General features: G+C 70.1%; 25 protein-coding genes. 9 read left to right on the forward strand and 16 right to left on the reverse strand.

Annotated elements, in window-relative coordinates:
- Positions 1-42: 42 nt before the first annotated feature.
- From KGQ19_RS23805 to KGQ19_RS23820, 4 genes are all read right to left on the reverse strand, one after another.
- Positions 43-1,407 (reverse strand): ABC transporter permease, encoded by a 1,365-nt coding sequence (locus tag KGQ19_RS23805; protein WP_212011711.1) that lies wholly within the window; start codon positions 1,405-1,407, stop codon positions 43-45.
- Positions 1,404-2,348: an ABC transporter ATP-binding protein gene (locus KGQ19_RS23810; protein WP_212011713.1), complete on the reverse strand. Its 945-nt coding sequence runs from the start codon at positions 2,346-2,348 to the stop codon at positions 1,404-1,406. Before KGQ19_RS23810 ends, KGQ19_RS23805 begins: the two co-directional genes overlap by 4 nt.
- A 269-nt stretch (positions 2,349-2,617) precedes the next feature.
- The gene (locus KGQ19_RS23815; RefSeq protein ID WP_212011715.1) at positions 2,618-3,568 is read right to left on the reverse strand and encodes an aldo/keto reductase; all 951 of its coding nucleotides are present in this window, start codon (positions 3,566-3,568) and stop codon (positions 2,618-2,620) included.
- A gap of 24 nt (positions 3,569-3,592) precedes the next feature.
- Positions 3,593-5,377 carry an acyclic terpene utilization AtuA family protein gene (locus tag KGQ19_RS23820; RefSeq protein WP_212011717.1) on the reverse strand — a complete coding sequence of 595 codons (1,785 nt, stop codon included), beginning with the start codon at positions 5,375-5,377 and terminating at the stop codon, positions 3,593-3,595.
- Positions 5,378-5,623: 246 nt separating this feature from the next.
- On the opposite strand from KGQ19_RS23820, the gene KGQ19_RS23825 reads away from it, so the two are divergent.
- Together KGQ19_RS23825 and KGQ19_RS23830 are read left to right on the forward strand one after the other, a co-directional pair.
- On the forward strand, positions 5,624-6,544 hold the full coding sequence (locus tag KGQ19_RS23825) for a serine hydrolase (protein WP_212011719.1): 921 nt from the start codon (positions 5,624-5,626) through the stop codon (positions 6,542-6,544).
- Positions 6,545-6,603: 59 nt separating this feature from the next.
- Positions 6,604-7,140: a GNAT family N-acetyltransferase gene (locus KGQ19_RS23830; protein ID WP_212011721.1), complete on the forward strand. Its 537-nt coding sequence runs from the start codon at positions 6,604-6,606 to the stop codon at positions 7,138-7,140.
- Positions 7,141-7,170: 30 nt separating this feature from the next.
- Here KGQ19_RS23830 and KGQ19_RS23835 read toward each other — a convergent pair whose 3' ends face one another.
- On the reverse strand, positions 7,171-7,602 hold the full coding sequence (locus KGQ19_RS23835) for a GrpB family protein (RefSeq protein WP_212011723.1): 432 nt from the start codon (positions 7,600-7,602) through the stop codon (positions 7,171-7,173).
- 115 nt (positions 7,603-7,717) lie between these two features.
- A complete protein-coding gene (locus KGQ19_RS23840; RefSeq protein ID WP_212011725.1) occupies positions 7,718-8,893 on the reverse strand; it encodes a citrate synthase/methylcitrate synthase in 1,176 nt (391 codons plus the stop codon).
- Between the two features lie 115 nt (positions 8,894-9,008).
- Here KGQ19_RS23840 and KGQ19_RS23845 point away from each other — a divergent pair, with 115 nt between their 5' ends.
- Positions 9,009-9,959, forward strand: coding sequence for an ABC transporter ATP-binding protein (locus KGQ19_RS23845; RefSeq protein ID WP_212011727.1), 951 nt, complete (start codon positions 9,009-9,011; stop codon positions 9,957-9,959).
- A 23-nt stretch (positions 9,960-9,982) separates the two neighbouring features.
- On the opposite strand, the gene KGQ19_RS23850 is transcribed toward KGQ19_RS23845, so the two are convergent.
- On the reverse strand, positions 9,983-11,515 hold the full coding sequence (locus tag KGQ19_RS23850; protein WP_212011729.1) for a sensor histidine kinase: 1,533 nt from the start codon (positions 11,513-11,515) through the stop codon (positions 9,983-9,985).
- Positions 11,516-11,528: 13 nt separating this feature from the next.
- Positions 11,529-12,263 carry a response regulator transcription factor gene (locus KGQ19_RS23855; RefSeq protein ID WP_212011731.1) on the reverse strand — a complete coding sequence of 245 codons (735 nt, stop codon included), beginning with the start codon at positions 12,261-12,263 and terminating at the stop codon, positions 11,529-11,531.
- A gap of 92 nt (positions 12,264-12,355) precedes the next feature.
- Between KGQ19_RS23855 and KGQ19_RS23860 the strand changes: the two genes are divergently transcribed.
- Genes KGQ19_RS23860 through KGQ19_RS23870 form a run of 3 tightly spaced genes read left to right on the forward strand, consistent with a single transcriptional unit; the run spans position 12,356 to position 15,118 of the window.
- A complete protein-coding gene (locus tag KGQ19_RS23860) occupies positions 12,356-13,708 on the forward strand; it encodes a ferredoxin reductase family protein (RefSeq protein WP_212011733.1) in 1,353 nt (450 codons plus the stop codon).
- 10 nt (positions 13,709-13,718) lie between these two features.
- Positions 13,719-14,318, forward strand: coding sequence for an FMN-binding protein (locus KGQ19_RS23865; RefSeq protein ID WP_212011734.1), 600 nt, complete (start codon positions 13,719-13,721; stop codon positions 14,316-14,318).
- Positions 14,315-15,118, forward strand: coding sequence for an FAD:protein FMN transferase (locus KGQ19_RS23870; protein ID WP_212011736.1), 804 nt, complete (start codon positions 14,315-14,317; stop codon positions 15,116-15,118). The genes KGQ19_RS23865 and KGQ19_RS23870 overlap by 4 nt, the downstream gene beginning before the upstream one ends.
- Here the strand turns inward: KGQ19_RS23870 and pyrE are convergent.
- The 3 genes from pyrE to KGQ19_RS23885 form a co-directional block, all read right to left on the reverse strand.
- Positions 15,107-15,637 carry an orotate phosphoribosyltransferase gene (gene pyrE / locus KGQ19_RS23875; RefSeq protein WP_212011738.1) on the reverse strand — a complete coding sequence of 177 codons (531 nt, stop codon included), beginning with the start codon at positions 15,635-15,637 and terminating at the stop codon, positions 15,107-15,109. The two genes, KGQ19_RS23870 and pyrE, sit on opposite strands and share 12 nt — an antisense overlap.
- A gap of 140 nt (positions 15,638-15,777) precedes the next feature.
- Positions 15,778-16,431, reverse strand: coding sequence for a hypothetical protein (locus KGQ19_RS23880; RefSeq protein WP_212011740.1), 654 nt, complete (start codon positions 16,429-16,431; stop codon positions 15,778-15,780).
- A 135-nt stretch (positions 16,432-16,566) separates the two neighbouring features.
- Entirely contained in the window at positions 16,567-17,457 is an 891-nt protein-coding gene (locus KGQ19_RS23885; RefSeq protein ID WP_212011778.1) for a serine protein kinase RIO, read from the reverse strand.
- Between the two features lie 269 nt (positions 17,458-17,726).
- Here KGQ19_RS23885 and KGQ19_RS23890 point away from each other — a divergent pair, with 269 nt between their 5' ends.
- Entirely contained in the window at positions 17,727-18,440 is a 714-nt protein-coding gene (locus KGQ19_RS23890; protein WP_212011742.1) for a hypothetical protein, read from the forward strand.
- A gap of 25 nt (positions 18,441-18,465) precedes the next feature.
- On the opposite strand, the gene KGQ19_RS23895 is transcribed toward KGQ19_RS23890, so the two are convergent.
- A complete protein-coding gene (locus KGQ19_RS23895) occupies positions 18,466-19,944 on the reverse strand; it encodes an alpha/beta hydrolase (RefSeq protein ID WP_212011744.1) in 1,479 nt (492 codons plus the stop codon).
- A gap of 175 nt (positions 19,945-20,119) precedes the next feature.
- On the opposite strand from KGQ19_RS23895, the gene KGQ19_RS23900 reads away from it, so the two are divergent.
- Complete coding sequence (locus tag KGQ19_RS23900) at positions 20,120-20,623, forward strand: pyridoxamine 5'-phosphate oxidase family protein (protein WP_212011754.1); 504 nt, start codon at positions 20,120-20,122, stop codon at positions 20,621-20,623.
- Between the two features lie 144 nt (positions 20,624-20,767).
- On the opposite strand, the gene KGQ19_RS23905 is transcribed toward KGQ19_RS23900, so the two are convergent.
- Both KGQ19_RS23905 and KGQ19_RS23910 read right to left on the reverse strand, forming a co-directional pair.
- Entirely contained in the window at positions 20,768-21,592 is an 825-nt protein-coding gene (locus tag KGQ19_RS23905; RefSeq protein ID WP_212011763.1) for an alpha/beta fold hydrolase, read from the reverse strand.
- A 164-nt stretch (positions 21,593-21,756) separates the two neighbouring features.
- Positions 21,757-23,127 carry a glycoside hydrolase family 18 protein gene (locus KGQ19_RS23910; RefSeq protein ID WP_212011765.1) on the reverse strand — a complete coding sequence of 457 codons (1,371 nt, stop codon included), beginning with the start codon at positions 23,125-23,127 and terminating at the stop codon, positions 21,757-21,759.
- 304 nt (positions 23,128-23,431) lie between these two features.
- On the opposite strand from KGQ19_RS23910, the gene KGQ19_RS23915 reads away from it, so the two are divergent.
- Positions 23,432-25,471 (forward strand): glycosyl hydrolase family 18 protein, encoded by a 2,040-nt coding sequence (locus KGQ19_RS23915; RefSeq protein WP_230419290.1) that lies wholly within the window; start codon positions 23,432-23,434, stop codon positions 25,469-25,471.
- Between the two features lie 112 nt (positions 25,472-25,583).
- Here the strand turns inward: KGQ19_RS23915 and KGQ19_RS23925 are convergent, their stop codons facing one another.
- A complete protein-coding gene (locus KGQ19_RS23925; RefSeq protein ID WP_212011767.1) occupies positions 25,584-26,006 on the reverse strand; it encodes a DUF3151 domain-containing protein in 423 nt (140 codons plus the stop codon).
- A gap of 106 nt (positions 26,007-26,112) precedes the next feature.
- The coding region (locus KGQ19_RS23930) for a hypothetical protein (protein ID WP_212011776.1) at positions 26,113-26,474 on the reverse strand (362 nt) is incomplete at its 5' end.

Genomic DNA, 26,474 nt, shown 5'->3' on the forward strand with positions numbered 1-26,474 from the left:
TCGACTACAGCTGCCCTACAACGGTTCCCTACAACAGCTGCCCTACAACAGATCCACGTTCCCATCGAACTGCCACAGCGGGTTCGCGACCACCTTGCCCGGCGTGACGATCAGGAAGTACCCGTTCACCTCCTGCGGGCCGTCGCCGTCGGCGATGTAGCGCCCGTTGGCCGTGATGTCGAGCTGGTAGATGCCCTGGGCGGTGATGTTGTTGCCGGGGACGTTGAAGGTGATGGTGCAGCGCCAGTCGTTGCCGGAGCCCTCCTGTTTGCCGAGGCCCTCGCTCTTGAGGCAGGAGGCCGTGGTCGCCAGCTGCGCCTCGGTGACCGAGGAGTGGTACATCTGCGTCTGCTGGAGGCGGAAGAGGTGGCCGAAGGCGGTGGCCACCGACTTCTGGACCTTGGCCTGGGTGATGCCGGTGCCGCCGGCGTCGGAGGTGGTGGCGGCCACGACCCCGGCGGTGAGGGCCAGGACGACGGCCAGCGGGACGACGCCGAGGGCCAGGACGCGGCGGCCGGCGCCGTCGTTGGTGAGGTTGGTGAAGTCCCGGCGCAGGAACAGCAGGTAGGCCAGGACCGTGGCGACCACTGCCCAGACCAGACTGACCACGACCCCGATCATCAGAGGCTTGATTTGGGTGGGGTCGGTGAACAGGCCGTTCCAGGAGATGAAGGCGTAGCCGGGCAGGGCCAGGCGGATGGCCACCGGCAGCGGCAGCATCTGCGCCAGCTGCATGCCGAGCGCGACCAGCATCGGCAGCAGCAGGCCCATCGGGGACTTGCCCAGGGCGATCGAGCCGAGCAGTCCGATGGCGGCCAGCGCCAGGGTCGGTGCCAGCACGCACGCCCACGCCAGCAGCACCTTGCCGGCCGCGTCGCCGGGGGAGAGCGTGTGGCCGTCCAGGCCGACCAGTGGCAGGTTCTTCTCGGCCAGCAGACCGCCGAGGGTGCTGGACGCGGCCAGCCCGACGACCAGCAGCAGGATCACGGTGAGGCTGGCCACGGCCTTGGCGGCGAAGATCCGGCGGTGCGAGCGGATGGCGATGATCAGGTGGCGCCAGGTGCCGAGCCGGTCTTCGGAGGCGAAGACGTCACCGGCGACGACCGACGTGAGCAGCGGCAGGGCCCAGGTCCCGGCGAACCCGAGCGCCACCAGCGGCCCGGCCCAGCCGGTGGCGTGCATCCAGCGGCCGAACAAGGTGTCCGAGGGCAGCGTGCTCTGCTTGTCGATCGCGAAGACCAGCACGCCCGGACCTATCCAGCACAACAGAATCAGCAGGCGCACTCGCCAAGCAGAGAACTGCTTCACCAGCTCGAAGCGGAGAATGCGGCCGACCGGAACCGGCCCCGCCGTGGGAGTCTGGGCCGCGGGCGCCGTGGCGTCGGCGTCGGCAACGGTCGCGGTCATCGATCGGTCTCCTGCTCGGTGAGGTCGAGGAACGCGGCTTCCAGGGGCGAGACGACGGGGGCGAATTCGCGTACTGCGATATCCGCGCGCACGACCCGGGAGAGGAGTTGGTCCAGCGCGGCCACCTGCGCCCGCACCACGATCACGTCGGTGTCGGCCAGCGCCGCGGCGTCGGTGCCCGCGACGACGCTGATGCCCGGCGTCTCGGCGGCGATGGCGGCGGCGGCGGCCGGATCCGTCGTGCGCAGCCGGTAGTCGAGTTCGCGGGTCTCGTCAGAGAGTTTGTTCAGCGGCCCGGAGAACACCACGCGCCCGGTGGACAGGATCGTGACCTCTGAGCACAGTGCTTCCAGGTCGTCCATCCGGTGGCTGGACAGGATGACGGTGACGCCGGCGGCCACCAGCCGGTTCAGCACACCGTGCACCTGCTTCTTGCCGGACGGGTCCAGGCCGTTCGCCGGCTCGTCCAGCACCAGCAGCTTCGGCTTGGTCAGCATCGCGGCGGCCAGGCCGAGGCGCTGCCGCATGCCGAGCGAGAAGCCGCGGACCTTGTCGTCGGCGACCTCGGCGAGGCCGACTTCGTGGAGGGCTTCGCCGATGTCGGAGGTGACGGCGTCCCGGGGACGCAGCGCGGCGAGCGTGGCAAGGTTCTGCTTCGCGGTGAGTGTGGGGTACAGGCCGGGGCCGTCGACGAACCCTGAGACACCGTCCGGCGCCGGCAGCGCGCGGCCCACCGGGGCGCCGAGGACCTCCAGCGTCCCCTCGTCGGCGACGGCCAACCCCAGTAGCAACCCCAGAAGAGTGGTCTTGCCGGCGCCGTTCGGGCCGACCAGGCCGTGGATCTGACCCCGCGCCACGCTCACGTCGACATGATCGAGCGCGACGACATCACCGAAAACCTTGGTGATGCCGCGGCCCCGTATCGCGACGGTCGTGTCCATACGCGCCTCCCTCGCCGGCTGAGCTCATCGGATTCCGGAGGAACCTACCCCCGGCCGGTGGCGCTCACCCGCGAAACGGCTGAATGTTCGCCGAACGCGGGTGGGATGCCGGACGTCGGGCGCGGGACCGCTTGCGGTACGGGTGTTCTGGCCGCTGACAAGGCCCCGGCCTGAGGGGATCAGGCCGGGGCTTCTCATTGCCCTGACAAGGCGATCATGCTCGCGGGGGAGGGGCATCCCGCGGGATTATGAGCCGGAGCCGGCAGTCCCTACGGCTGAGCCGGCGCCGGCACGATCGCGTTGATCTCAGCCAGTTCCTCAGCGGTCGGCTCCCAGTCGCCGGCGGCGGCGTTCGCGCGCACCTGCTCCGGGTTCATCGCGCCGGAGATCACCGAGGTGCAGCCGGGCTGGGCGGCCAGGGCCGCGATGCCGACGTCCAGAATGCTGCGGCCGTGCTTGTCGGCCCACTCGATCAGCGCCTCGACCTTGTCCAGGCGGTCCTCGGTGACCCAGTGCGGGCGGCCGGCCAGCCGGGCGTTCTCCGGGATCTCGGCGCCGCGCCGGACCTTGCCGGTGAGCAGGCCGTTGGCCAGCGGGAAGTACGGCAGCACGCCCAGGCCGAAGCGCTCGGCGGCCGGCACCACTTCGGTCTCGGCGTCGCGGACCAGCAGCGACCAGTGGTTCTGGGCCGAGACGAACGGGGTGGCGTTCAGCTGCTCGGCGACGTAGTGCGCCTCGGCGATCTGCCAGCCGGCGAAGTTGGAGTTGCCCAGGTAGCGGACCTTGCCCTCGCGGACCAGGTCGTCCAGCGCCGACAGGGTCTCGGCGATCGGCGTGGCCGGGTCCGGGGTGTGCAGCTGGTACAGGTCGATGTAGTCGGTCCGCAGCCGCTTCAGCGAGGCCTCCACGGCCCGCCGGATGTAGGACCGGCCGCCCTTGGCGCCGGCCGCCGGCGGGTACCCCATGTCAAAGCTCTGATGCCCGAACTTGGTGGCCAGGACCACCTGGTCCCGGCGGCCGGCCAGGACCTCGCCGAGGAAGCTCTCGGACTGGGACCGGCCGTACATGTCGGCGGTGTCCAGCAAGGTGATGCCGGCGTCGATCGCGGCGTCCACGACGCGCCGGGTACCGGCCACGTCCAGTCGGCTGCCGAAGTTGTTGCAGCCCAGGCCGACGACGGAGACGAGCAGGCCGGAATTACCAAGGTGACGATAGCGCATACCACGATCTTAACTCGGTGCGATTCACCCGTTGAGGAACTCCACCGGGACCATGACCAACCGTGACCGCACGAACTCGCCCAGCCCCTTGGCCTGCGGATCGGCGCGGGTCGAGGAGGCCACCCCTTCCCCGAGCATGCCGTAGACGACGAAGTTCAGGGCCCGCAGGTTGGGCAGTTCGAAGCGCTCCACGCGCAGATCGCTGCACTCCGGGACCAGCTTCTGGAACGTGTCGACGTCCAGGGTCTCGCGCAGCCAGGCGTAGGCGCGGTCGGTGCGCGTCCACATGCCGACGTTCGCGTTCCCGCCCTTGTCGCCGGACCGCGCGCCGCAGACCAGGCCCAGCGGGGCCAGGCGCTTCATCCCGTCGGAGAAGAACGGCTCGGGCGGTCGCGGCGCGCCCAAGTGCAGCGGCACGCCCATCGGCCGGCGGCAGGGCCGGATCTCCACCCGCTCGCCGTCGGGCAGCACCACGACGTGGTCCACGTGCCGGTCCTGGATCAGCGTCGGCCAGTAGACCCCGTATTCGACCTCCCGGGTGGGCGGGGCGGTCGGGTGGAACCCGGCGTATCCGGCCAGCGAGAGGCTGGCCACCGCGCTGGTGAAGGCCTGGCCGACCTTGTCCGGATCGGGGTCCTTGACGGTGATGTGCAGGTAGGCGGTGGCCTCTTCGTCGCTGCGGGCCTGCTCGGCCGGCTTGTCGCTGCGTTGCAGCCGCACGTCCACGCAGGCGAAGCGGGCCCGGCCGCCGAGGGTGTCGAAGATCTGCTGCTCGGCCAGTCCGGCCTTGGCCTCTATGTCCAGGCTGGTGATGCCCAGGCTGACCGAGTTGCGGTAGCCGCCGCGGTAGTTCAGCGCGACCTTCAGCTTGTGCGGACCGGTCATGCCCTTGGCACCGCGGATCTCGACCCGGTCCGGGGCCTGCTGGGTCAGGCGCAGGGTGTCGAAGTGCGCTGTGACGTCAGGGTTCGTATAGGCCGGGCCCTCGATCTCGTACAGCAGCTGCGCGGTGACGGTGCCGACCGAGACCACGCCGCCGGTGCCCGGGTGCTTGGTGATCACCGCGGAGCCGTCGTGCGCCACCTCGGCGATCGGGAAGCCGGGCACCCGGGTGTCGGGGAGTTCGTCCAGGAAGGAGTAGTTGCCGCCGGTGCACTGCGGGCCGCACTCGATGACGTGCCCGGCGGCGACCGCGCCGGCCAGGGCGTCCCAGTCCTCGCCGTTCCAGCGGTGCCACCAAGCGGCCGGGCCCACGACGAGCGAAGCGTCGGTGACCCGGCCGCAGACGACGATGTCCGCGCCGCCGGCTAACGCCGCGGTGATGCCCCAGCCGCCCAGGTAGGCGTTGGCCGAGACCGGTCCGGCGGTGTCGCGGTACAGCTCGCCGGTGTCCAGGTTGTCGAAGGGGACCTTCTTGGCCCGCAGCTCGGCCAGCCGGGGCAGCAGGTCGTCGCCCTCGATGTGGGCCACCGACAGCCGCAGGCCCAGATGCGCCACCAGGGCTCTGAGATCCTCGGCCAGCCGGGCCGGCTCCAGCCCGCCGGCGTTCGTCACGACCTTGATGCCCTTCTCCTGACAGGAGCCGAGCACCTGGTTCATCTGGGCCAGGAAGGAGCGCGCGTAGCCGGGGCCGCCGCGTTCCCGTGCCTTGTACAGCAGCAGCGGGGTGAGCTCGGCGAGGTAGTCGCCGGTCAGGACGTCGATCGGACCCCCGTCCACCATCTCCCGGACCGCCGACAGGCGGTCTCCGTAAAACCCGGAGGAGTTGGCGATGCGTACCGGGCGGCGGGGCGGGACCTGGGTGTTCACTTCACGAACTCCTCGCAGTGTGAACCGAGTTCTCCCCGTGACTTTACTCGCGGGGTACCCCCTGGCGGGCCAGTAGCGCGCAGGATTTCCTAGAACGAGTGAGGGGGAATTCCGGTCGGTCCGGTTCGTCTTGAGATCCACTCGGCCTTTTCGAGTAGATCGTCATCCTCTGGCATGTCAGTCCCCGGGTTGATCGGTCCTGACTCCCGCAGCTCCGGCCCGCGTGGCGTCTGCCATGATCGGGGAATGACAGGGTCCGTCGAAGAGGTATTCCAGGAAGCAGGGTGCACCGGCCAGTTGTGCGTGCAGACTCTGGACGGTTCCCGGGAGGTGGCGCTTGACGCGGACCGCCCGGTGGTCTCGGCCTCGGTGGTGAAGGTGTCGATCGCGCTGACCGCCGAGACCCAGATGGCGGACGGCCGCCTGGACCCGCGGCGCCGGGTACTGCTGCCGGCCGGCCCGGACCGGTCGCCGGGGCCGGTCGGCTTCGCGCTGTATGAGGATGACGTCGAGGTCTCGGCACGTGACCTGACCGTGGCGATGCTGACCCTCAGCGACAACCCGGCCACCGACGCGCTGCTGGACCTGGTCGGCGTGGACGCGGTGAACGAGCACATCGCAGGACTCGGCCTGACCGGCAGCGTGGTGGTCGCCGACGAGGCCGCCATCGTGGACTCGATCGGCCGCGACGCCGGGTTCGCCGGCTGGCGCGACCTGATCGCGTGGCTCGAGGCCCCGCACCCGCGGCCGGAGAAGGACGCGGTCGCCGAACGGGTCTACGCGAACGCCACCGCGCTGGTCCCGGAGCTGACCACCCGGACCACGGCCCGCGAGACGGCCACCTTGCTGCGGCTGATCTGGACCGACGAGGCGGGCCCGGCCCCGGCCTGCGCACGGGTCCGCACCCTGATGGCGCGCCAGCTCACCAGGCACCGCCTGGCCGCCGGCTTCGCTTCCCCGGTGACGGTGGCCGCGAAGAGCGGCGGGCTGATCGGCGTGGTGCGCAACGAGGTCGGCGTGATCAGCTTCCCGGAGGAGAAGTACGTGGCCGCGGTCTTCACGCAGACGCCGGGCGGCGCCGAAGCCGGGGCCGACGACCGTGCGGTGAACGCGGCGATCGGGAGGGCCGCGGCGGTGGCGGTGGGGGAGCTGCGGGAGGGGCGTTGAGGGCCGTCGACGTGCTAAATGAGTTGCCGCGCGCGGTCCTGGTCGGATAGGAAGGCGCCATGCTGAGGGGTACCAAGATCGGGCTCAGGGCCCGTCACGACGACGACGTGCCGGTCCTGCTGGCCGAGCTCTACAACGACGTGGACAACTCCGCGCGGGCCGACGGCCGGCCGTGGCGGCCGCTCCCGCCCGGCACGAAGGACCCGCGGCTGGCCGTGGATGAGAGCGAGGACCAGTACGTCTCGTTCTCGGTGGTGGAGCTGGAGGGCGGCACCTTGCTCGGCACCGCCACGCTGTGGGGGATCGACACCCACAATCGGACCGCGCACGTCGGGCTCGGCCTGTTGCCGTCCTGCCGCGGCAACGGCTACGGCACGGACACCGTCGCGGCCCTGTGCTGCTACGGGTTCACCGTGCGCGGCCTGAACCGGCTGCAGATCGAGACACTGGCCGACAACTACGCGATGCTGCGCGCGGCTGAGAACAACGGCTTCGTGCGCGAGGGTGTGACGCGGTCCTCGGCGTGGGTGATGGGCCAGTTCATGGATGAGGTGGTGCTGGGGCAGCTGGCCGGGGAGTGGAAGGCGAAGGGCTGACGTGCTGACGGCCGCCTTCTCGGCGGCGCTTCAGCTGTCGCCGGCGGCGTGAGCAGAATAAGCATTCGCGAGCAGTGCCTCTACGAGCGCACTCTTCGCTTCGGGATGGGCATCCCTGGCCGCGCTGTCGGCGCCGAGGTCCTTGACCAGCGCCGCCTTCGCCTCGCCGTAGTGCCGGACTTCGTCAGGGTGCGTCCGCAAGTAGTCCCGGAGAAGTACGTGATCCAGGTACGGCTTCGTGTCCACGACTGCTCCATACAGGTGATGCCGGACCGGCGACGGCTTCTGGAACGCCTCGCGTCCGGTGATCCCCAGATCGCCTTCGTGCTTGTAGCGCAGTCCGCCGAGCCGCGTGATCAGTTCCGGCATCAGGCTCGGGTCCGGCAGCACGATGCCGACGTCGATGATCGGCTTGGCCGGGCAGCCCGGGACCGCGGTGCTGCCGACGTGCTCGATCGCCACGGCCAGGTCCGCGACGTGCGGTGCGAGGGCATCCGGGCAGTATCGGCCCGGATCCCATCGCTGACGGAATCCGGGCCCTGAGGTGCTAGGTGCTGCTCCAGCTGCTACCGAAGGCTCACTCCCCGGGCAGCGGCTGCGGGGCCGGGATGCCGGAGTAGTGCGCCGCGGGGCGGATGATCTTCGAGTCGCGGGCCTGTTCGAGGATGTTCGCGCACCAGCCGATGACCCGGGAGGTGGCGAACGTCGGGGTGAACATGTCGCGCGGGACGCCGGCCAGTTCCATCACCACGCCGGCGTAGAACTCGACGTTGGTGTAGAGCTGGCGGCCCGGCTTGAGTTCGGCGAGGGCCTTGATGACGTGCGCCTCGACCGCGACCGCGAAGTCCACCAGGTCCCCGCCGAGGCGCTGGGCCACGCCGCGGAGCATGATCGAGCGCGGGTCGTCGGTGCGGTAGACCGGATGGCCGAAGCCCATGATCCGGGAGCCCGACTCGACCTGGGCGCGCACCCAGTCCTCGGCCTTGTCCGGGGTGCCGATCTCGTCCAGCGTGTCCAGGGCGCGGGAGGGGGCGCCGCCGTGCAGCGGGCCGGACAGCGAGCCCAGCGCCCCGGTCACGGCCGCGGCCAGGTCGGCGCCGGTGGAGGCGATCACCCGGGCGGTGAAGGTGGAGTTGTTGAAGCCGTGGTCCACGGTCGAGATCAGGTACTGCTCGATCGCGCGGGCCTGCTCCGGGGTCGGCTCGGTGCCGTTGAGCATGTAGAGGTAGTTGGCCGCGTACGACAGGTCGTCGCGCGGCTCCACCATCTCCAGGCCCTTTCCGAGCCGGTGGATCGCGGTCAGCACCGTGGGGGCCAGGGCGCTGACGAACAGCGCGTCGGCCCGGCGGGTCTGCTCGTCGATGTCGTAGATCGGCCGCATCCCGCGCTGCCCGGCCAGCAGCGGCAGCGCCGCCCGCAGGCCGTTCATCGGCTCGCCGTGCACCGCCTCGGCGATGGCCGGCAGCAGCGCCTTCACCTTGTCCGGGACGTGTCGCAGCGGCGTGGTCTCGGCGATGAACGCCGCGCGCTGCTCCGGGTCCGGCAGGTAGCCGTCGATCATCAGGACCCAGACGTCCTCCAGGGTCCGCTTCTCGGCCAGCTCCACCGCGTTGTACTGGCGGTAGTGGTAGAAGCCTTCCTCGCCGCGCACGTCGCCGACTTCCGTGTCGGTGACGATGACACCGGCCAGACCGCGCGGAACCTCGACTGTGGTGACGCTCCGCGTGGGGCGAGGCTGCTCGGATTCGAGCATCGTCGTGCCTCCTTGTGTGATTGTGTCGTCACCCCCGATCTTGTGTGATCCGCGCGATGCCCGTCAATCTGCGCGGTTGGTGATATGTGATGATCATGGGGTGTACGCTGGCGCTGTGACGGATGTGATCTCCCTCACCGGCCTGGTGAAGACCTTCGGCAGGGGATCGGCGGCCACCCGCGCCCTGGACGGCCTGGACCTGGTCGTGGCCCCCGGCGAGGTGCACGGCCTGCTCGGCCCCAACGGCGCCGGCAAGTCCACCACCCTCAGAATCCTGTTGAGCCTGCTCCGTCCGGACGCCGGCGAGGTTCGGCTGTTCGGGCAGGACGCCTGGCGCGACGCGGTGGCCCTGCACCGCCGACTGGCCTACGTCCCCGGCGATGTTGCTTTGTGGCCGGATCTGTCCGGCGGGCAGGTCCTGGCGATGCTGGGGAAGCTGCGCGGGCGCGGCAGCGCGCCGGACCGCGCCGCGGGCGCCAAGCGGACGGCTGAGCTGCTGGAACGCTTCGACCTGGACCCGGGTAAGAAGGGGCGCGCCTACAGCAAGGGGAACCGGCAGAAGGTGATGCTGGTCGCGGCGTTCGCGTCCGAGGCGGAACTGCTGGTCCTGGACGAGCCGACCAGCGGCCTGGACCCGCTGATGGAGGCCGAGTTCCGGGTGTGCCTGGCCGAGGAGAAGGCGCGCGGACGCACGGTCCTGCTGTCGAGCCACATCCTGTCGGAGGTCGAGGAGGTCTGCGACCGGGTCAGCATCGTGCGCCGCGGCCGGGTCGCGGAGTCCGGGACCCTGGCCGAGCTGCGGCACCTGACGCGGACGCTGGTCAGCGCGGAGATGGAGCGGCTCCCGCCGGGGTTCGACGGGTTCGCGGGGCTGCACGAGGTGCGGGTGACGGAGCTGGGAGCCGATGGGGGAGTGCGGCTCGAGTGCACGGTCGACACGGAGCACTTGTCAGCGCTGATGGTGGCGCTGGGGACGGAGGGGGTCAGGGCTCTGACGAGTCGGCCGCCGACGTTGGAGGAGCTGTTCCTGCGGCACTATGCCGAGCCGGAGCGAGCACGGGTGTGATCGTGAGCTGACACGCCACGGCTCTATGTAGCTGACCGCATCGGCAGCACCAACTCGAAGACCGTCCGCCCCGGCTCCGAGATCACCCCGACCCGGCCGCCGTGCGCCTCCGCGACCGCCCGCGTGATCGCCAGTCCCAGCCCGGTGCTCCCCGAGGCCCGTGAGCGTGCCGGGTCCCCGCGTGTGAACCGGTCGAACACCCGGTCCGTGAGGTCCGGCGCGAGGCCCGGACCGGTGTCCTCGACCGCGAGCCGTACCCGGTCGGCGTGTACTGAGATGCCGACGGTGACCCTGGTGCCGGCCGGTGTGTGCACCCGCGCGTTCGTCACGAAGTTCGCCACCGCCTGTGCCAGCCGGTGCGGGTCGCCGGGCACCGTCACCGGGTCGGTCGGCAGGTCCAGGCGCCATTCGTGCCGGGTCAGGGCCGCGGTGACTTCAGCCGTGCCATCAGCGGTGCCATCAGCGGTGGCATCGGCAGTGCCATCAGCTGTGACACCATCCCCCGCCTTCGCGAGATCAGCGGCCTGCGCATCGTCCACCGCGTTCAGCACCAGCAGCGTCAGATCCACCTCCGTCGACTCCAGCGGCCGCCCGGCGTCCAGGCGCGCCAGCAACAGCAAGTCGTCGACGATCGTCCCCATCCGCCGCGACTCGGCCTCGATCCGGGTCAGTGCGTGCAGCGCGTCGGGGGGTATCTCGTCGCCACGCCGCAGCGCCAGCTCGGCGTGTCCCCGCACGGCAGCCAACGGCGTCCGCAACTCGTGCCCGGCGTCGGCGGCGAAGTCCCGTAGTCGGCGCTCCACCGCCTGCCGGCGCGCCAAGGCGTCCCCGACGTGCCCCAGCATCCGGTTCAGCGATGCGCCGACCCGCCCCACCTCGTCGTGACGCTCCGCGTCCGGTACCCGCACGTCCAGCGCCACCTCGCCGCTGGCCAGTGACATGGTGCTGACCCGCTCGGCGGTGGTGGCGACCCGGTCCAGGGGCCGCAGCGCCAGCCGGACCCAGGCCGCGCCGCCGAGCGCGGCGGCCACCACCGCGCCGCCGAACAGCGCGAACTCGGCCGTGGCCAGTTCGCGGACGGTGGCCGAGACCGGGGACAGCGGCAGGCCGGTGAACAGGAAGTCGCCGTCGGCGCCCTTGACCGCGCGCAGCCGGTACTCGCCGAGCGCCGCCAGGCACAGGGTGTGCGGGGAGCCGTCCGTCGGCAACGCCAACAGGGCCCGGGTGTCGGCCGCCGACAGGTTGACCTGGCCGGTGTTGTCGCCGGTCATGCTGGTCCCGTCGACCACGCCGTCCTGCGTTATCACGTTGTCGGCGGCCCGGGCCCCGAACGTGCCCTGGGTCTGCCCGCGGGTGTCGGCGGCGGCGAGTTCGTGCTCCAGGCTCTGGGCGTAGCGCGGGCCGGCCGCCGTCAGTTGCTGGTCCAGCCGGGTCACCAGGAAGCTGTGCAACAAGGTCGTGGTGCCGATCCCGACACCGACGAAGATCGCCGCCAGCAGCACCACCAGCCCGAGTGTCAGCTGCCCGCGCAGCGTCCGCGGCCGGAGCCGCGTCATCGTTCGATCAGGGTCATGGAGCGGCGGCCTTGATCACGTATCCGGCGCCGCGGACCGTGTGGATCATCGCCGGGCGGCCGGCGTCGATCTTCTTGCGCAGGTAGCTGATGTAGAGCTCCACGACGTGCGCCTGCCCTCCGTAGTCGTACGACCACACCTCGGACAGGATCTGCGACTTGCTCAGCACCTGGCGCGGGTGCCGCATCAGGAACCACAGCAGCAGGTACTCCTTCGGGCTCAGCTCGATCGGCTCGCCGCCGCGGGTCACCTCCCGCGCGGCCTCGTCCAGGACCAGGTCCCCGACCACCAGGCAGTCCGGGCTCGCCGCCCGGCCGGCCCGCCCGCGCGCGGTGCGCCGGACCAGGCTGCGCAGCCGGACCACGACCTCGTCCAGGCTGAACGGCTTGGCCACGTAGTCGTCGCCGCCGGCCGCGATGCCGGCGATCCGGTCCTCCACCGCGTCGCGCGCCGTCAGGAACAGTACCCGGACTTCCGGGCGGTTGGTGTGGATCCGGCGCATGACCTCCATACCGTCCATGTCCGGCAGCATCATGTCCAGCACCACGGCGTCCGGCTGGTACGTCGCCGCGGCCGAGACCGCCTCGCGGCCGTCGTGCGCGCCGACCGCGTCCCAGCCCTCGTGCCGCAGCGCACCGCAGACCACCTCGACCAGGTCCGGCTCGTCATCCACGACCAGGAAGCGCCAGGGTTCGGTCGGGTTCGCGAATTTCGCAGGCATGATGGTCATCGTCCACATCGCGCGTGAAGATTGGTTAAGGATTCCCGGGGAACGCGGGCGTTCTGAGGAAACTCAAAGGTGGGACTGTTTATCTCGGAGCCATGAGCACGACCGCACTGCCCCGCGACACCGCACCGACCGGTGCTAAACCGTCGCCCGAGATCGTCCCCCGTCTGGCCCTGACGCTGATGGCGGCCGGTGCCGCGGCGGTGTTGGCCGCCTGGTGGCACGCCACCGACAGCGTGGTCGGTGCGGCCGGCTGGCTGGACGGCGCGGGGCGGATCACGGGGCTGCTGGCCGGCTACACGGCACCGGTACTGCTGCTGCTCATGGCCCGGATCCCGCTCTTGGAGCACCGGGTCGGCAGCGACCGGCTGGCCCGCTGGCACGCGCTGTGCGGGCGCTACATGATCTTCCTGGTCAGCGTGCACATCGTCACGATCATCTGGGGCTACGCGCTCACCGACGGCAAGGGTGTGGTGTCGGAGGGTGTGGACATCGTCTTCCACTACCCGGACATGATCAAGGGCTCGCTGGCCACGCTGCTGCTGTTCGGGACCGGCATCGTCTCGGCGCGCGTCGCCCGGCGCAAGCTCCGCTACGAGACCTGGTACTACCTGCACCTGGCCACCTACCTGGCGATCGCGCTGGCCTTCAGCCACCAGATCGCCAACGGCGCCGACCTGTCGATCCAGCCGGAGCAGACGCTGTGGAGCGCGTACTACGTGTTGGCCGCGCTGGTGCTGGGGTGGTACCGGCTGTGGATGCCGTACGTGCGGGACCGGCGGCACCAGCTGCGGGTGCACTCGATCGTGCCGGAGGGGCCGGGGGTGTACTCGGTGATCCTGAAGGGCGAGCGGCTGGAGGATCTGAACGCCCGCCCGGGGCAGTTCTTCCGCCTCCAGTTCCAGACCCGGAGCCTGCGCTGGGTCGCGAACCCGTACTCGCTGTCGGCCGCGCCGCACCCGAACTTCCTGCGGTTCACCATCAAGAATCTGGGCGACCACAGCGCGGCGGTGGCCAGGCTGCGGCCGGGAACGAAGGTGCGGGCCGAGGGTCCGTACGGGGCCTTCACCGAGGACAAGGCCCGCCTGCCGCAGGTGCTGCTGATCGCCGCCGGCGTCGGCATCACGCCGATCCGGGCCCTGTTCGAGACCCTGCCCGGCCGCCTGACCCTGCTCTACCGGGCCGGGAGCGACCGGGAGATCATCTTCCGCGACGAACTGGAGGATATCGCCCGCGACCGCGGCGCCCGGCTGGTGTACTTGGTCGGCAGCCGCCGCCGGCACGGCAAGACGCTCACCCCGCGCGGGCTGATGAATCTGGTGCCGGACCTGAAGGCGCACGACGTGTACCTGTGCGGGCCCGAGCCGATGCAGCAGGCGGTCATCGCCGCGTTGCGGGGGGCCGGGGTGCCCGGTTCCCACATCCACCACGAGTCGTTCGAGTTTTAGAGAGGCGTTCATGCGACGCGCGATCGTCACCGGCACCGCGACCGTTTCCGGGGTCGTCCTGCTGCTCGGTCTGAAGCCGCACAGCGACACGCCGCTTGCTGCCAAGGGTGCGAACAACAACTTCACGATCACCCAGTCGGGTGCACAGGGTGGGGGCCAGCCGAGTTCGGCGCCGTCTTCGAGCTCTGCTTCGGGGTCCTCGGGATCGTCGGGGTCTTCAGGGACTTCCGGGTCTTCGGGGTCTTCCGGGACTTCGGGGTCTTCGTCGGGGTCGTCGTCGCAGCCCGGCTCGGCGCCGAGTTCGTCGGCATCCGGCTCGGCGCCGGCCACCGGTTCGAAGACGGTCACCGGCGACGCCGCGGACACGCGCTACGGGCCGGTGCAGTTGGCCGTCACCTTCAGCGGTAAGAAGATCACTCAGATCCAGGTCCTGGAGTACCCCACCGAGACCGGCCGGGACCAGGAGATCAACACCTACGCGATCCCGCAGCTGAACCAGGAGGCGATGAGCGCGCAGAGCGCGAACATCGACGGCGTCTCGGGCGCGACGTACACCAGCGAGGGCTACCAGCAGTCGCTTCAGAGCGCGATAGACAAGGCGGGCGCGTGACCCTTCGGCACGTCGAGCCGGTGATGGGCACGGTCTTCTCGATCGTGGTCGAGGCCGGCGCGGGAGGCGGCGAGCTACAGAAGACAAACAAGATAGACAAGATAAACGAGATGGACGAGTCCCGGCTCGGCGCCGGGATCGCGACCGCCGTGGCCCGTCTGCACGCGATCGACGCGAAGTTCTCCACCTACCGGGAGGACAGCGCGATCAGCCGCATGGCGCGCGGCGAGTCCGTCGAACGCGACTCGGAAGTCGCCGAGGTCCTGCGGCGCTGCGCGGAGGTCGAGGCCGACACCGACGGGGCGTTCACCGCGTACCCGGCCGGCCGCCTGGACCCCAGCGGCTGGGTGAAGGGCTGGGCCATCGAGGAGGTGGACCGCATCCTGCGCGAGGCCGGTTCCCGCGACCACCTGATAGTCGGCGGCGGCGACGTCCAGGCACACGGCGAGCCCGGACTCGGCCGCCCCTGGACCGTCGGCATCGCGGACCCGCGACAACAGGACCGCTACGCCGCACTCGTGTCAGGCCGCGACTTCGCGGTCGCCACCTCCGGCACGGCCGAACGCGGGGCGCACATCATCGACCCGGCCACCGCCGAACCGGCGACCGGCTTCGCGTCGGTGACGCTGATCGGCACCCGGATCGCGCGCACGGACGCGTACGCGACCGCGGTGTTCGCGATGGGGCCGGAGCGCGGGCTGGAATGGGCTCAGGAGCGGGACGGGATTGAGGCGTACGCGGTGCTGCCGGATGGGCGGACCGTGGAGACTTCGGGGTTCGCGCGGTTCTTAGTGGGGTGAGGCGCGCCGAAGGTCATCAGCTGTAAGTAGGGACAGCAGCTGAATCCCTTTCGCAGCAAGCGCCTCGGTGCCACCCTGCTCCCGGTCGATGACACACAACGCCTCGCGCACGTCCGCGCCGAGCGCCCGCAGGTCCGCCGACGACAGCACGATCTGCCCGCCGCTGGTGACCACGTCCTCGACCACCAGCACCCGGCGTCCCGCGACCTCCGCCCCTTCGGCGAGTCGGCAAGTCCCGTAGGTCTTCGCTGCCTTCCGCACGAACGCGCACGGCAGTCCGGTGTGCCGCCCCAGCGCCGTGACCACCGGGATCCCGCCCATCTCCAGCCCGGCGAGCACTTCGGTCCCGGCCGGGACCAGCGCGGCCATGCCGAGCGCGATCTCGTCGAGCAGTACCGGGTCTGCTCCGAAGCGGTACTTGTCGAAGTACTCGGTGGCGGTGCGTCCCGAGCGGAGCGTGAACTGCCCGGTCAGGTGGGAGACGGCGTGGATGCGGGCGGCGAGGTCGGAGTGCGTCACGGGCAGCCAGTATCGCAGCCGCCGCGGGCCAGGGATCGCGGGCCAGGGACCGTGGGCCAGGGACCGTGGCCACGGACAGCGGACCGCGGGCGTCGCGTTCCGGCCGGCGTAGCCGGTATCAGGTGCCTGAGCCGCATGAATCAGGTGATTGATTCCCCGAAGTGGTCCGCGACCGCGTCGGCGATCGCCTCCGCGTCCCGCGAGCCGTCGACCTCCAACACCCGGATCCCCGACTGCGCGGCCCGGCGCACCGCGTCCTCGGCGACCAGCCGGTCGCGGGCGATCCGGTTGGCCTGGGCGCGCTCCGGGTCGCTGGTGGAGGCGCCCATCGCGGCGGCGCGGGGCAGGGTGCTGAGTTGGTGCTGGCGGAAGTCCTCGGTCGGGACCATGACGATCATCTGCTGCGGGGACTCCAGCAGCGGTGCGACCAGCTCCGGCCGCAGGCCCCAGCCCTCGGCGATGATCGGCCGCTCCGAGTACAGCCCGCGCAGGTCGTCCAGGGCCCACTCGAAGCGCACCGCGAAGCCGGCCACCGTCTGCTCGGCCATGTCCTGCGGGGTGCTGTCGAGCCAGACCGAATCGGGGGTCGGGTTCTGCGGCGGCTCGCCGAAGGCCAGGCGGCGCGCGATCCGGCGGTCCTGGTGGCCGCGCGCGTCGTGGTAGTCGTAGTGGTAGGCGGTCAGGCCGTACCGGTGGGCCAGGATGCGCGCGACCGTCGACTTGCCGGCCCACTGCGCGCCGCCGATCCACAGCGTGCGGCGTAACGTTCCCAACGGGTCCCAGACTTCGGGCATGTGGCAATCCTCCCCGGAGCCGCGCCGAGCCGCACCGGCGCCGGGCTTGACCCGGCGCCGAGCTTGGACCGGACGCGGAACTTGAACTGACACTGGCCGCGCACGATACCGTGTGCGGCCTGCCGGATGGGAAACTCAGGAAAGCCGGGCCTCATTGGCCAGCATCGCCACCAGCGCCTCGGGATCGGCGTGCCGTTCGGCCAGGCCGTGCGCGGCGAACCACTTCGAGACGTTGTGCACGTCCCGGGACAGGAACTCGCGTCCGTTGGGGTTCACCACCACGTCCACCACCTGCGGCAGGTCGATCAGCACCAGCCGGCCGTGGTGCACCAGGATGTTGTACGGGGACAGGTCGCCGTGCGTCTGGCCGCGCTCGGCCAGCGCCAGCAGCGCCGAGATCAGCTGCTCCCACAGGTCCAGCAGTTCGTCCGGCTCGGGCCGGAGCTGGGCCAGGCGCGGGGCGGCCGTGCCGTCGGGCTCGCCGATGAACTCCATCAGCAGTTCGGTGCCGTAGAGCTGCACCGGGTAGGGGACCGGCACACCGGCGTGCCACAGCTCGGACAGCGCGCCGAACTCGGCGATCGCCCACTGCTGCGCGATCAGGTTCATTCCGAACGAGGTGCGGCCCTCGATCGCGCGCATGTCGCGGGTGCGGCGCAGCCGGCGGCCTTCGAGGTAGCCGGCGTCGCGTTGGAAGGTGCGGTGCTCGTTCGAGCGGTAGCGCTTGGCTGCCATGGTGACCTCGGCGCCGGTCTCCGGGGAGACCCGGCGCAGCAGGAAGACGTCGGCCTCCTTGCCGGTCTTGAGCACGCCGAGTTCGTAGTCGCAGGCGCCCTGCTCGGTGATCACCCACTCCGGCAGCGGCTCGGGGCCGTGCCCGGCGTCGGGCCAGTTGCTCCAGCGGTCGCCTTCCGGCGGCGCCATCTCCTCGTTCTCGCGGTCGATGGCCAGGCGGGCCTTTTCCTCCAGCGTGAGGCGGCCCTTGCGGTTCGGGTTCAGCTGGTTCGGAGCGGCGGCACGGCGCATGCGCTCAGGGCGCGCGGAGGAATCCTCGAAGTCGTCGAAGTCGTCGGTCAGGTACTGCGAGTGCTTGGGCACTGTGATGTTCTCCGTGTGGAAAGGAGGGAAATGATTCGGGATTCCGCGCGCGCGGCAATGACGGCAAACGTCACTGTCCCCACCTCCTTTCAGGAGAACTGGACCGGCGATCTCGGTGATCGGCGATGCGCAAGACATTAGGCACGAGCCCCGATACGGCGCAAGTGATTATTCGCGGCGCCGGTACGATCATCGACGTGAGCGCAGGTGCCGACGGCCCGGACGCCCCGGACGCCCCGGATGGGCAGGACGCATCCGACAGGCAGGACGCGATCCGCTGGGTCCGGGCCGCCCAGCGCGGCGACGCTCTGGCGATGAGCCGCCTCCTGGACGAGCTGACCCCCTACGTCGGCCGCCTGTGCGCCCCGATCGCGCTCGCCGACGGCCCGGACGCCGCGCAGGAAGCGCTGATCGCGATATTCCAGAACCTGAAGTCGCTGCACGAGCGGCAGCGGAACCGGCGCGAGCGCGGGCACCTGGCCCGTCACCGACCTCGACCCGGTCCGCCGCATGCACGTCCTGGCCGCCGCCCTCCCACAGCCGCCTACGGTCAGCTCCACATAAACGCCCCCTTCGACCGCGTCTGGCACTACCTCGCCGACATGGACCGCAGCATCCCCGACCTGATCGGCTTCATCCGCCGCTTCGAACTCGCCGCCGACGGCTCCGCGCGCGCCACCGGCCTGCTCGGCAACCGCGGCCGCTTCACCGTCGACCTGCGCGAGGGCTGGTGCGTCATGCAGGACCGGTTCGTGGTCGGCGGCTTCGCGGCGGTCGCGGACGGCGACGGCACCCTCCTCGCCGGATGCGGCGCGCTCCGCACCCCCGGCGTCCGCAGAGTCGCGCCGCTGCTCCTCGGCGAACGCGCCGTCCTGCGCACCCTCGGCAAGGTGCGCAGGCGCGTGGCCTAGGAATAGCTGCTTGGGAAGTAGCGGTCTAGGAATAGACCCTGTCGTCCAGCGGCAGGGGCATCGCTTCGCAGACCGCTGATGTCGGCGCGCCGCCGTTCAGCAGGTAGTCGTTGACGTGTGCGTCCACGCAGGCGTTGCCCGTGTCATACGCGATGTGGTTGCCGCCGTCCCGCACGAACACCATCGCCTGATGCGATTCCTGCGCCGCCTCGAGCGCACCCTCGATCGGGGTCGCGGGATCGTACTCGTCCTGCACCATCAACATCGCCGGCAGGTTGTCCGCGCCGGGCAACACAGGATGCTGCGACGTATATGGGTAGAACGCGCACGGCTCCTCCGTGGACTCCGCACCCACCAACGGATACGCGGCCCCGAGCTGATCGCCCTCGGCCACCCAATACGAGGGGTCGTGGGACCACGGTGTGTCCGCACACGTCACGGCCCAGTACGCGCCGCTGGCCGCCTTCCCGGTCGGCACCCGCACCGCCGGGAGCAACTTCGTGGCCTGAGACGGATCCGCACGCAGGGTCTTGAGAACGCCGGCCCACTGCGGCCAACCGTTCGAGTTGTACAAAGCCTGTGCCTGCAACACATCCAGCGAGCTGGCCCGGCCCTGGCCCGCGACCGCGACGCGCAGCGCGTCCCACGACGCCTGCACCTCATCCGTGGTCGTGCCGAAGCCGTAGAGGTCGTCGTGGCGCGCGAGCCAGGGCAGGAACTGCACCTCGAACCGGCGGTTGAAGCCCTGGGCCCAGGCGTCGACGTAGTCGTCCTTGATGGTCCGGCGCCAATCCATGTTCGAGTCCAGGACGAAGCGGTCGGCACGGGACTTGAAGGCCGCGGCGTACCACGCGCCGAGCCACGTGCCGTAGGAGAACCCGAGGTAGTTGACCTTCGGCGCGCCGAGGACCGCGCGGATCAGGTCCATGTCGCGGATCGTCTGGTCGGTGGTGATGTACGGGGCCAACGGCGCCGCGCCGCAGCTCTGGCCGACCAGGCGCGCGTCGGCGAGTTGCTGCGCGGTGGTGGCGGCGGAGCGGTCGCGCTCGTCGGCGACCGGCGTGTACTCGGACCAGTCGATGCCGCAGTCCAGCGTGGTCGACGGCGCGACCCCGCGTGGGGCGAAGCCGACGATGTCGTAGGCGTTCAGCAGGTCCGGCTCGGTTTTGGCGGTGTTGGCGGCCAGGGCCGAGCCGTCGCTGCCCGGGCCGCCCGGGTCGACCAGCAGGATGCCGCGCCGGGCCGCGCCGCCGGTGCTGGCGACCTTGGTGATGTGGATGCTGATCGTGCCCTTGGACAGGTCGTACCAGTCCATCGGGGCGTTGATGTCGGCGCAGTACGTCACCGGGGCCTGGCCGCAGACCTGCCAGTCGACGGGCTGCGCACCGAGCGCGCCGTACGGGTTGACCGGCTGCGTCGCCGACGCGGTCGGCACCGCCACCACGACCACGGACAGACACGACAGGCCGATGAGGATCGGACGCAGGGCTCTACTACTGATCATGGAGCCACGCTACGAGGAGGAGACCGTCCGGCGGATCGCCCGACCGGGGGAAAGCCCACGCCGAAAACTCGCTCGATCGGGGGAGCGCGGGGTGTCGAGAACCGTGGGGCGGCTCCGTCCCAGGGGTGAGAACAGCCACCGACGAAAGCGACAGCACACCCGAGGAGCCCGGACCATGGACCAGAACAAGATCACCGAGATCCTGAACCGCCCCTACAGCCGGGAGCTGTTGGCCCGCGACATCACTCGCCTGGCCTACATCGCCACGGACGGCACGCCGCGCAGCATCCCGATCGCGTTCAGCTGGAACGGCGCCGAGATCGTGCTGTGCACTTCCAAGAACTCCGCGAAGCTGCCCGCGCTGCGCCAGAACCCCCAGGTCGCGCTGACCATCGACACCGAGTCCCACCCGCCGAAGATCCTGCTCATCCGGGGCCGGGCCGAGCTGGACGTCGTAGAGGGCATCCCGGAGGAGTTCCTGCGGATGAACGGCAGCTACGCCATGACCCCCGAGCAGCGGGCCGAGTGGGAGGCCGAGGTGCGTTCGCTGTACGACGGCATGGTCCGCGTGGTCATCACCCCGACCTGGGCGAAGCTGATCGACTTCGAGGTCACCCTGCCGACCGCGGTGGCGGAGCTGGCGCAGGAGCGGGCCGCGCGGCAGGCGGCGAGTGTTTGAGCGACGAGTGCTTGAGCGACGAGTGCTTGAGCGGCGAGTGCTTGAGCGGCGAGTGCCAGAGTGGCGGAGCGCGGGAAGCGGGGAGTGGCCCGGCTCGCCGCAGGCGACCCCCTCCGGCCGCCCGCGACAACCAGCAGCGGCTGGCTACCCCAAGAACCGCAGCACTTCCTCGGCAACCGCCGTCGGCTGCTCCTCCGGCAACAAGTGCCCGCCGGGCAGCACGACCACCCGGAGATCGTCGGCGTGCCGTTCCCCGCCGGCCAGCACCGCCGGCGGGATCACCACGTCGCGTTCGCCGCCGATGATCAGTGTCGGCACGGTCAGCCGCGCCTTCCGATAGCGACCCAGCGGGTGCCCGAAGATCTCCTGCCACACATACGCCGCGTTGACCTGCTCCCCGGCCCGCGCCCGCGCCGGATCCCGCAGGACGTCGGTGTAGATCCGGATGTCTTCGCGCTCCCGCAGCGTCGGGTCGCCGGACCAGTGCCGGAGCAGGAACCCGGCGAAGCCGGTGTGCCGCAGGACCAGCCGGCCCAGCGGCGGGTGCTCGACGAACGCGGTGTGCCACATCCGCCACAGGTTCGGCAGCATCCGGCGGGGCGGCGGCCACAGGTGGGTCATGTTGACCGATACCAGGGTCCTGATCCGCTCCGGGTACTTCAGCGCCGCCACGAAGCCGACCCAGCCGCCCCAGTCGTGTCCGATGATCGAGGCGGTCTGGACGCCGAGTACGTCCAGGACGGCGATCACGTCCTCAGCCAGGTTCCCGGTGCCGTAGCCGTGTTTCGGCGCCTCGGACCAGCCGAAGCCGCGCAGGTCCAGGGCCAGGACGCGGTGGGTGGCGGACAGGTGCGGCAGGACGTGCCGCCAGAGGTGCCAATGCTGCGGGAAACCGTGTACCAGCACCAGGACCTCACCGTCTGCGGGCCCTGATTCGGCGACGTGGAACCGTACGCCGCGAGCAGTCACATATCGGTGGGTGACGGGATGAATGAATTGCCGGATCGGGGGCATCGGCGAAACGGACACGGGTGGCTCCTCCTGTTCGACTGCGGTGGATGCTGTCGAGGTGAAGAGGAGCCACCCGGTCTATTCGTTCCCTTCAGACTTCCGGCATAACTCTGTGACGTGCCTCACTTCCCGAACCCGAAGGCGTTCACCAACTGTCCGTCGGCCGTGTCGCCGTCCAGCGACCACGTCATGTCGCCGCGAAGTCCCAGGGCCTTGATGAACAGCACCTTCTCCTGGATGCTCTGCGGGTCGTCGTACGTCCAGAACGTCTTGCTCGCCGGGTCGTACTTGTACGCCGCGCCGGTGATCGGGTCGTGGTGCACGGTCCCGGGCTCGGCCGCGACCTGGTTGTACTCGATGTCCGTCGCCACGCCGGTGGCCGGCTGGTAGAGCCCGTCGCCGTTCGGCCCGGGCGCGACGCCGGTCCAGCCGTGCGCGTAGAACGGGACCGAGATGGCGATCTTGTTCGGGCTGGCGCCCTGCCGCAGGTAGTCGGCGACGACCTGCAGCGTCGAGATCTCACCGTTGACCGGGTACGGGTCCGAAGGCGTCGCGCGCGGCGCCGGGTCGAACGGCGAGGGGAACAGGTTGGACTGGAAGTTCGTCGGACCGGTGGTCTCCCAGGTGCCGTGGAAGTCGAACGTCATCACGTTCATCCAGTCCACGATTCTGGACACCGGGCCCACCTCGATGTGCGAGGCGTTCTCCGGCCCGGCCGGCATGTCGGCGGTGAGCAGGTAGCGCCGGCCGGCGGCGCGGCCGGCGGCGTCGAGCTGGTTGCGCAGTTCCTGCAACAGCAGGGTGAAGTCGTGCGTGTCCTGCGGACCGTGCGGGTTGCCGTTGCCGACCTCGTCCGGGTACTCCCAGTCGATGGCGACACCGTCGAAGATCCCGGCCGCGGCGCCGGGTGCCACACCCGGAAGATTCCCCTTGATGTACATGTCGATGCACGACTGCGCGAACTTCGCCCGCGACTGGGGCGTGGCCGCGGCGGCGGAGAAGTTGGTGGACTCCGACCAGCCGCCGATCGACATCACGATCTTCAGGTTCGGATACGCCTTCTTCAGCTCGCGCAGTTGGTTGAAGTTCCCTGCGATGGCCTGCGCGCCGGTGTCGGCGGTGCCGTCCACGGAATCCGCGGCGGCCACCGGCTTCTGCCAGTCCGCCCAGGAGTCGGCGCTGGCGCAGGTGCCGTCGGGGGCGATGTCGGAGAACGCGTAGTCGATCTCAGTGAGCTTCTTCACCGCGCCGGAGGTGACGAGGTTCTTCTCGTAGAACCCTGAGTAGATCCCCCACTGGGTGAAGTAGCCGACCGACACTTTCCCGTTGCTGTCGTTGGCATTCGCCGCAGCGGTCGCGGCTGACGCGGTGGCCGTGCCGGGGTTGGCCAGTGCGGGTGAGGCAGCGGCGACCGGGGCGATCGCCAGACTCAGGACGGCGGCCGCGGCCAGGGTGACGCGGCGCTGCCGGTGGTGCTGGGAGGGGCGGCTCATGGGGCTCCTCGGAATGAGACGAAGATGTCTAGACCAGCGATGGCGAGCGCCATGCTCCTCGTCGCCGCCCCCGCGGTCAAGCCCTCGTAAAGACCTTCTTTGCTATTCGCTGACCTGCGCCGGGATGACCATGGTCTATTCCAGTAGGTCTAGACCTTGGTCTAGACCTCACCCTTGACAGTGCCCGGTGACGGCGGTACTTCTTCCCTACAACCCGATCCGTTCACAGCGGCGCCGCTCTGGAGGATCTGCTCTATGCGCTAGCGCGTCCTATCCCTCCCGCCACAGGAGCGTGCTTCACGAAATGAGAGCGTCACGAAGATCTGCCCTGACCGCGGTGCTCGCCTCCGCGGTCATAGTCGCGGGGGCCTCCGCCGCCATCGGCGCCGGACCGTCCCCGCAGGCCGCGATGCGGAGCAACAACACCACAGGGGCCGCGGCCACGTCCGGCGGTCTGAAGGTGGCCTACTACGACCAGTGGTCCATCTATCAGAACGCTTACTACTTGAAGAACGTCGATCAGACCGGGGCCGCCAACAACCTCAACTACCTGATCTACGACTTCGAGAACATCGACCCGACCAACCTCACCTGTTTCGAGACCACCAAGGCCACCGACCCGGACCCGGGCGGGGAGACCGACCCGAACGCCGGTGACGGCGCCGAGGACCAGTTCGCCGACTACCAGAAGTCCTTCGACTCCTCGATCAGCGTCGACGGCACCTCCGACGTCTACAACCAGCCCATCGCCGGCAACTTCCACCAGCTGCAGGAGCTGAAGGCCAAGCACCCGAATCTCAAGGTGCTGCTTTCGATCGGCGGCTGGACGTACTCCAAGTACTTCTCCGACGTGGCCGCCACCCAGGCCTCGCGGCAGAAGTTCGTGTCGAGCTGCATCGACATGTTCATCAAGGGCAACATCCCGGCGTCCGGCGGCTACGGCGGCGCCGGCACCGCGGCCGGCATCTTCGACGGCTTCGACATCGACTGGGAGTACCCGGCCTCCAGCGCCGGGCACCTGGGCAACCACGAGTCCCCGGCCGACAAGGCGAACTACACGGCACTGCTGCAGGAATTCCGGACCGAGCTGAACGCTCAGGGGTCAGCTGACGGAAAGACCTACGCACTGTCCGCCGCGTTGCCTTCCGGCCAGGAGAAGATCGCCGCCGGCATCGAGACGCAGAACATCGGGCAGTACCTGACGTTCGGCGACGCGATGACGTACGACATGCACGGCGGTTGGGACGCGACCGGTCCGACGAACCATCAGTCGCCGATCTACAGCGATCCCAACGACCCGATGACCCCGGTGCCACCGGGCAACGCCAAATACAACCTCGATGAGGCGGTCAAGGCGTATACGGTCGGCGATTCCTCGTACGGCATCCCAGGCGGGTTCCCAGCCGGCAAACTCACCATCGGGATCCCGTTCTACTACCGGGGCTGGACGGGGGTGAGTGCCGGATCGGCCCACGGATTGTTCCAGACGGCGTCGGGGCCCGCGGCGGGAGCCGCGGACTCGGGCAACGTGCCGGGGATCCAGATGTACAAGGAGTTGGCAGGGATCGTCGACAACCCCGCGGACACCTACTGGGACCCGGTGGCCCAGGCCGCGTACTTCTATGACGGGACCAACTTCTGGTCCGGCGAGGACGCGCAGTCGATCCAGGCCAAGGCCGACTACCTGCACTGCAACGGGCTCGGCGGCGTGATGATGTTCTCGCTGTACGACCTGGATCCGGGCGCGACGCTGTTCAACGACGCGGTCAACGACGTGAACGGGTCGGCGGGCACCTGCCCGACCGGACCGCCCACGACCTCGTCGAGCAGCACCACGACGCCGCCCACCACTCCGCCGACCACGCCGACCACGACGCCGCCGACGACCCCGCCGACGACGCCGAGCACCACGCCGAGCACTACGCCCAGCACGACGCCGAGCTCGCCCGGCGGCAGCGGGATCCAGAACGCGGGCTTCGAGAGCGGCTCGCTTTCGCCGTGGACCTGCCCGAGCAACCTGGGTTCGGTGGAGAGCTCGACAGTGCACGGCGGGTCGAAAGCACTGCAAGGCAGTCCAAGCAGTAGCGACTACGCGCAGTGTCAACAGACCGTCGCGGTGAAACCGAACACCACGTACACGTTGGCCGCGTGGGTGAACGGGCCCTATACGTACCTCGGCGTCACCGGCTCCGGTGGCGACAGCTCGACGTGGACCTCCGGGTCGAGCTGGAGCCAGCTGTCGACGAAGTTCACCACCGGTGCCTCGGTGACTTCGGTGACGGTGTGGATCCACGGGTGGTACGGGCAAGGTGCGTACTACGCGGACGACTTCTCGCTGACCTGAACCCGGGTCGGGCTGAGCTCGGCCGAAAGCTGAGCTCGGTGCGGAAGTAGTCGAAGACGAAGCCCGGAACCGTGTGCCACTGCGGTTCCGGGCTTCGCTGTGTTCCGGTGCCTCAGCCGCGCAGCGCCTTGAACGCCTCGGGGTCGCTGTCGCCGAGGAAGGTGGCGCAGCGCTCGGCCTCCTCCGTCTCGCCGATGCGCTCGGCGGCCAGGCCGAGGGCGTTCAGCGCGCGCAGGAAACCGCGGTTGGACTCGTGCGACCACGGAACCGGCCCGTGGCCCTTCCACCCGGCGCGGCGCAGCAGATCCAGGCCGCGGTGGTAGCCGGTACGCGCGTAGGCGTAGGCGGCGACCGAACCGGCGGTGGAATCGTCGGCGGCCAGCGCGGCCTCGGCGAGAACAGCCCACGCGGCCGGAACCGCGGGATGCGCCGCGGCCACTTCGGCCGGGGCGGTACCCGCGGCCAGGGCATCACGCACCGGCGCGTCGTCGGGAAGCAGAGTCGGCGGCGGTGCGCCGAGGAGGTCCTTGTGCATGGCTAGAGGCTACCCGCGGCACCCGCGCCGGTGCGGGAGCACGCCTTGAGCTGCGGCCGGCTGGTGTTCGACAGCCCGCAGCCGGCCGCGCCCGCGGGCGGTCCGATCAGCGCTGGTCGTTCCACCAGGTGTCGGCGTGCGAACTGTGCGGCTGCCGGTGGGGCGGCGTAAGCGGGGGCAGCGTCGGTAGCGGCGGCAAGGACGGCAACGACAGCGACGGCAATGGCAGCGAGGGCAGGGACGGCGAAGGCAGCGACGGCAACGTCGGCAGCCACGGCACCGGGATGCACAGCGGATTCCAGTGCGCCTCAAGGATCAGCACGATGTTCTGGAGTGTCGGATCCTGCAGGGCCTGCCACGCCAGCTGGCAGATGGTCGGCTCCTCGGTCGAGGACGTGGTCGGCGACGGCGAGGGCGCCGGCGTGCTCGGCGGCGGGGGAGTGGGGGTCGGCGACGATTCCGTGGGGG

The organism is Catenulispora pinistramenti, assembly GCF_018274385.1.
Lineage (GTDB): Bacteria > Actinomycetota > Actinomycetes > Streptomycetales > Catenulisporaceae > Catenulispora > Catenulispora pinistramenti.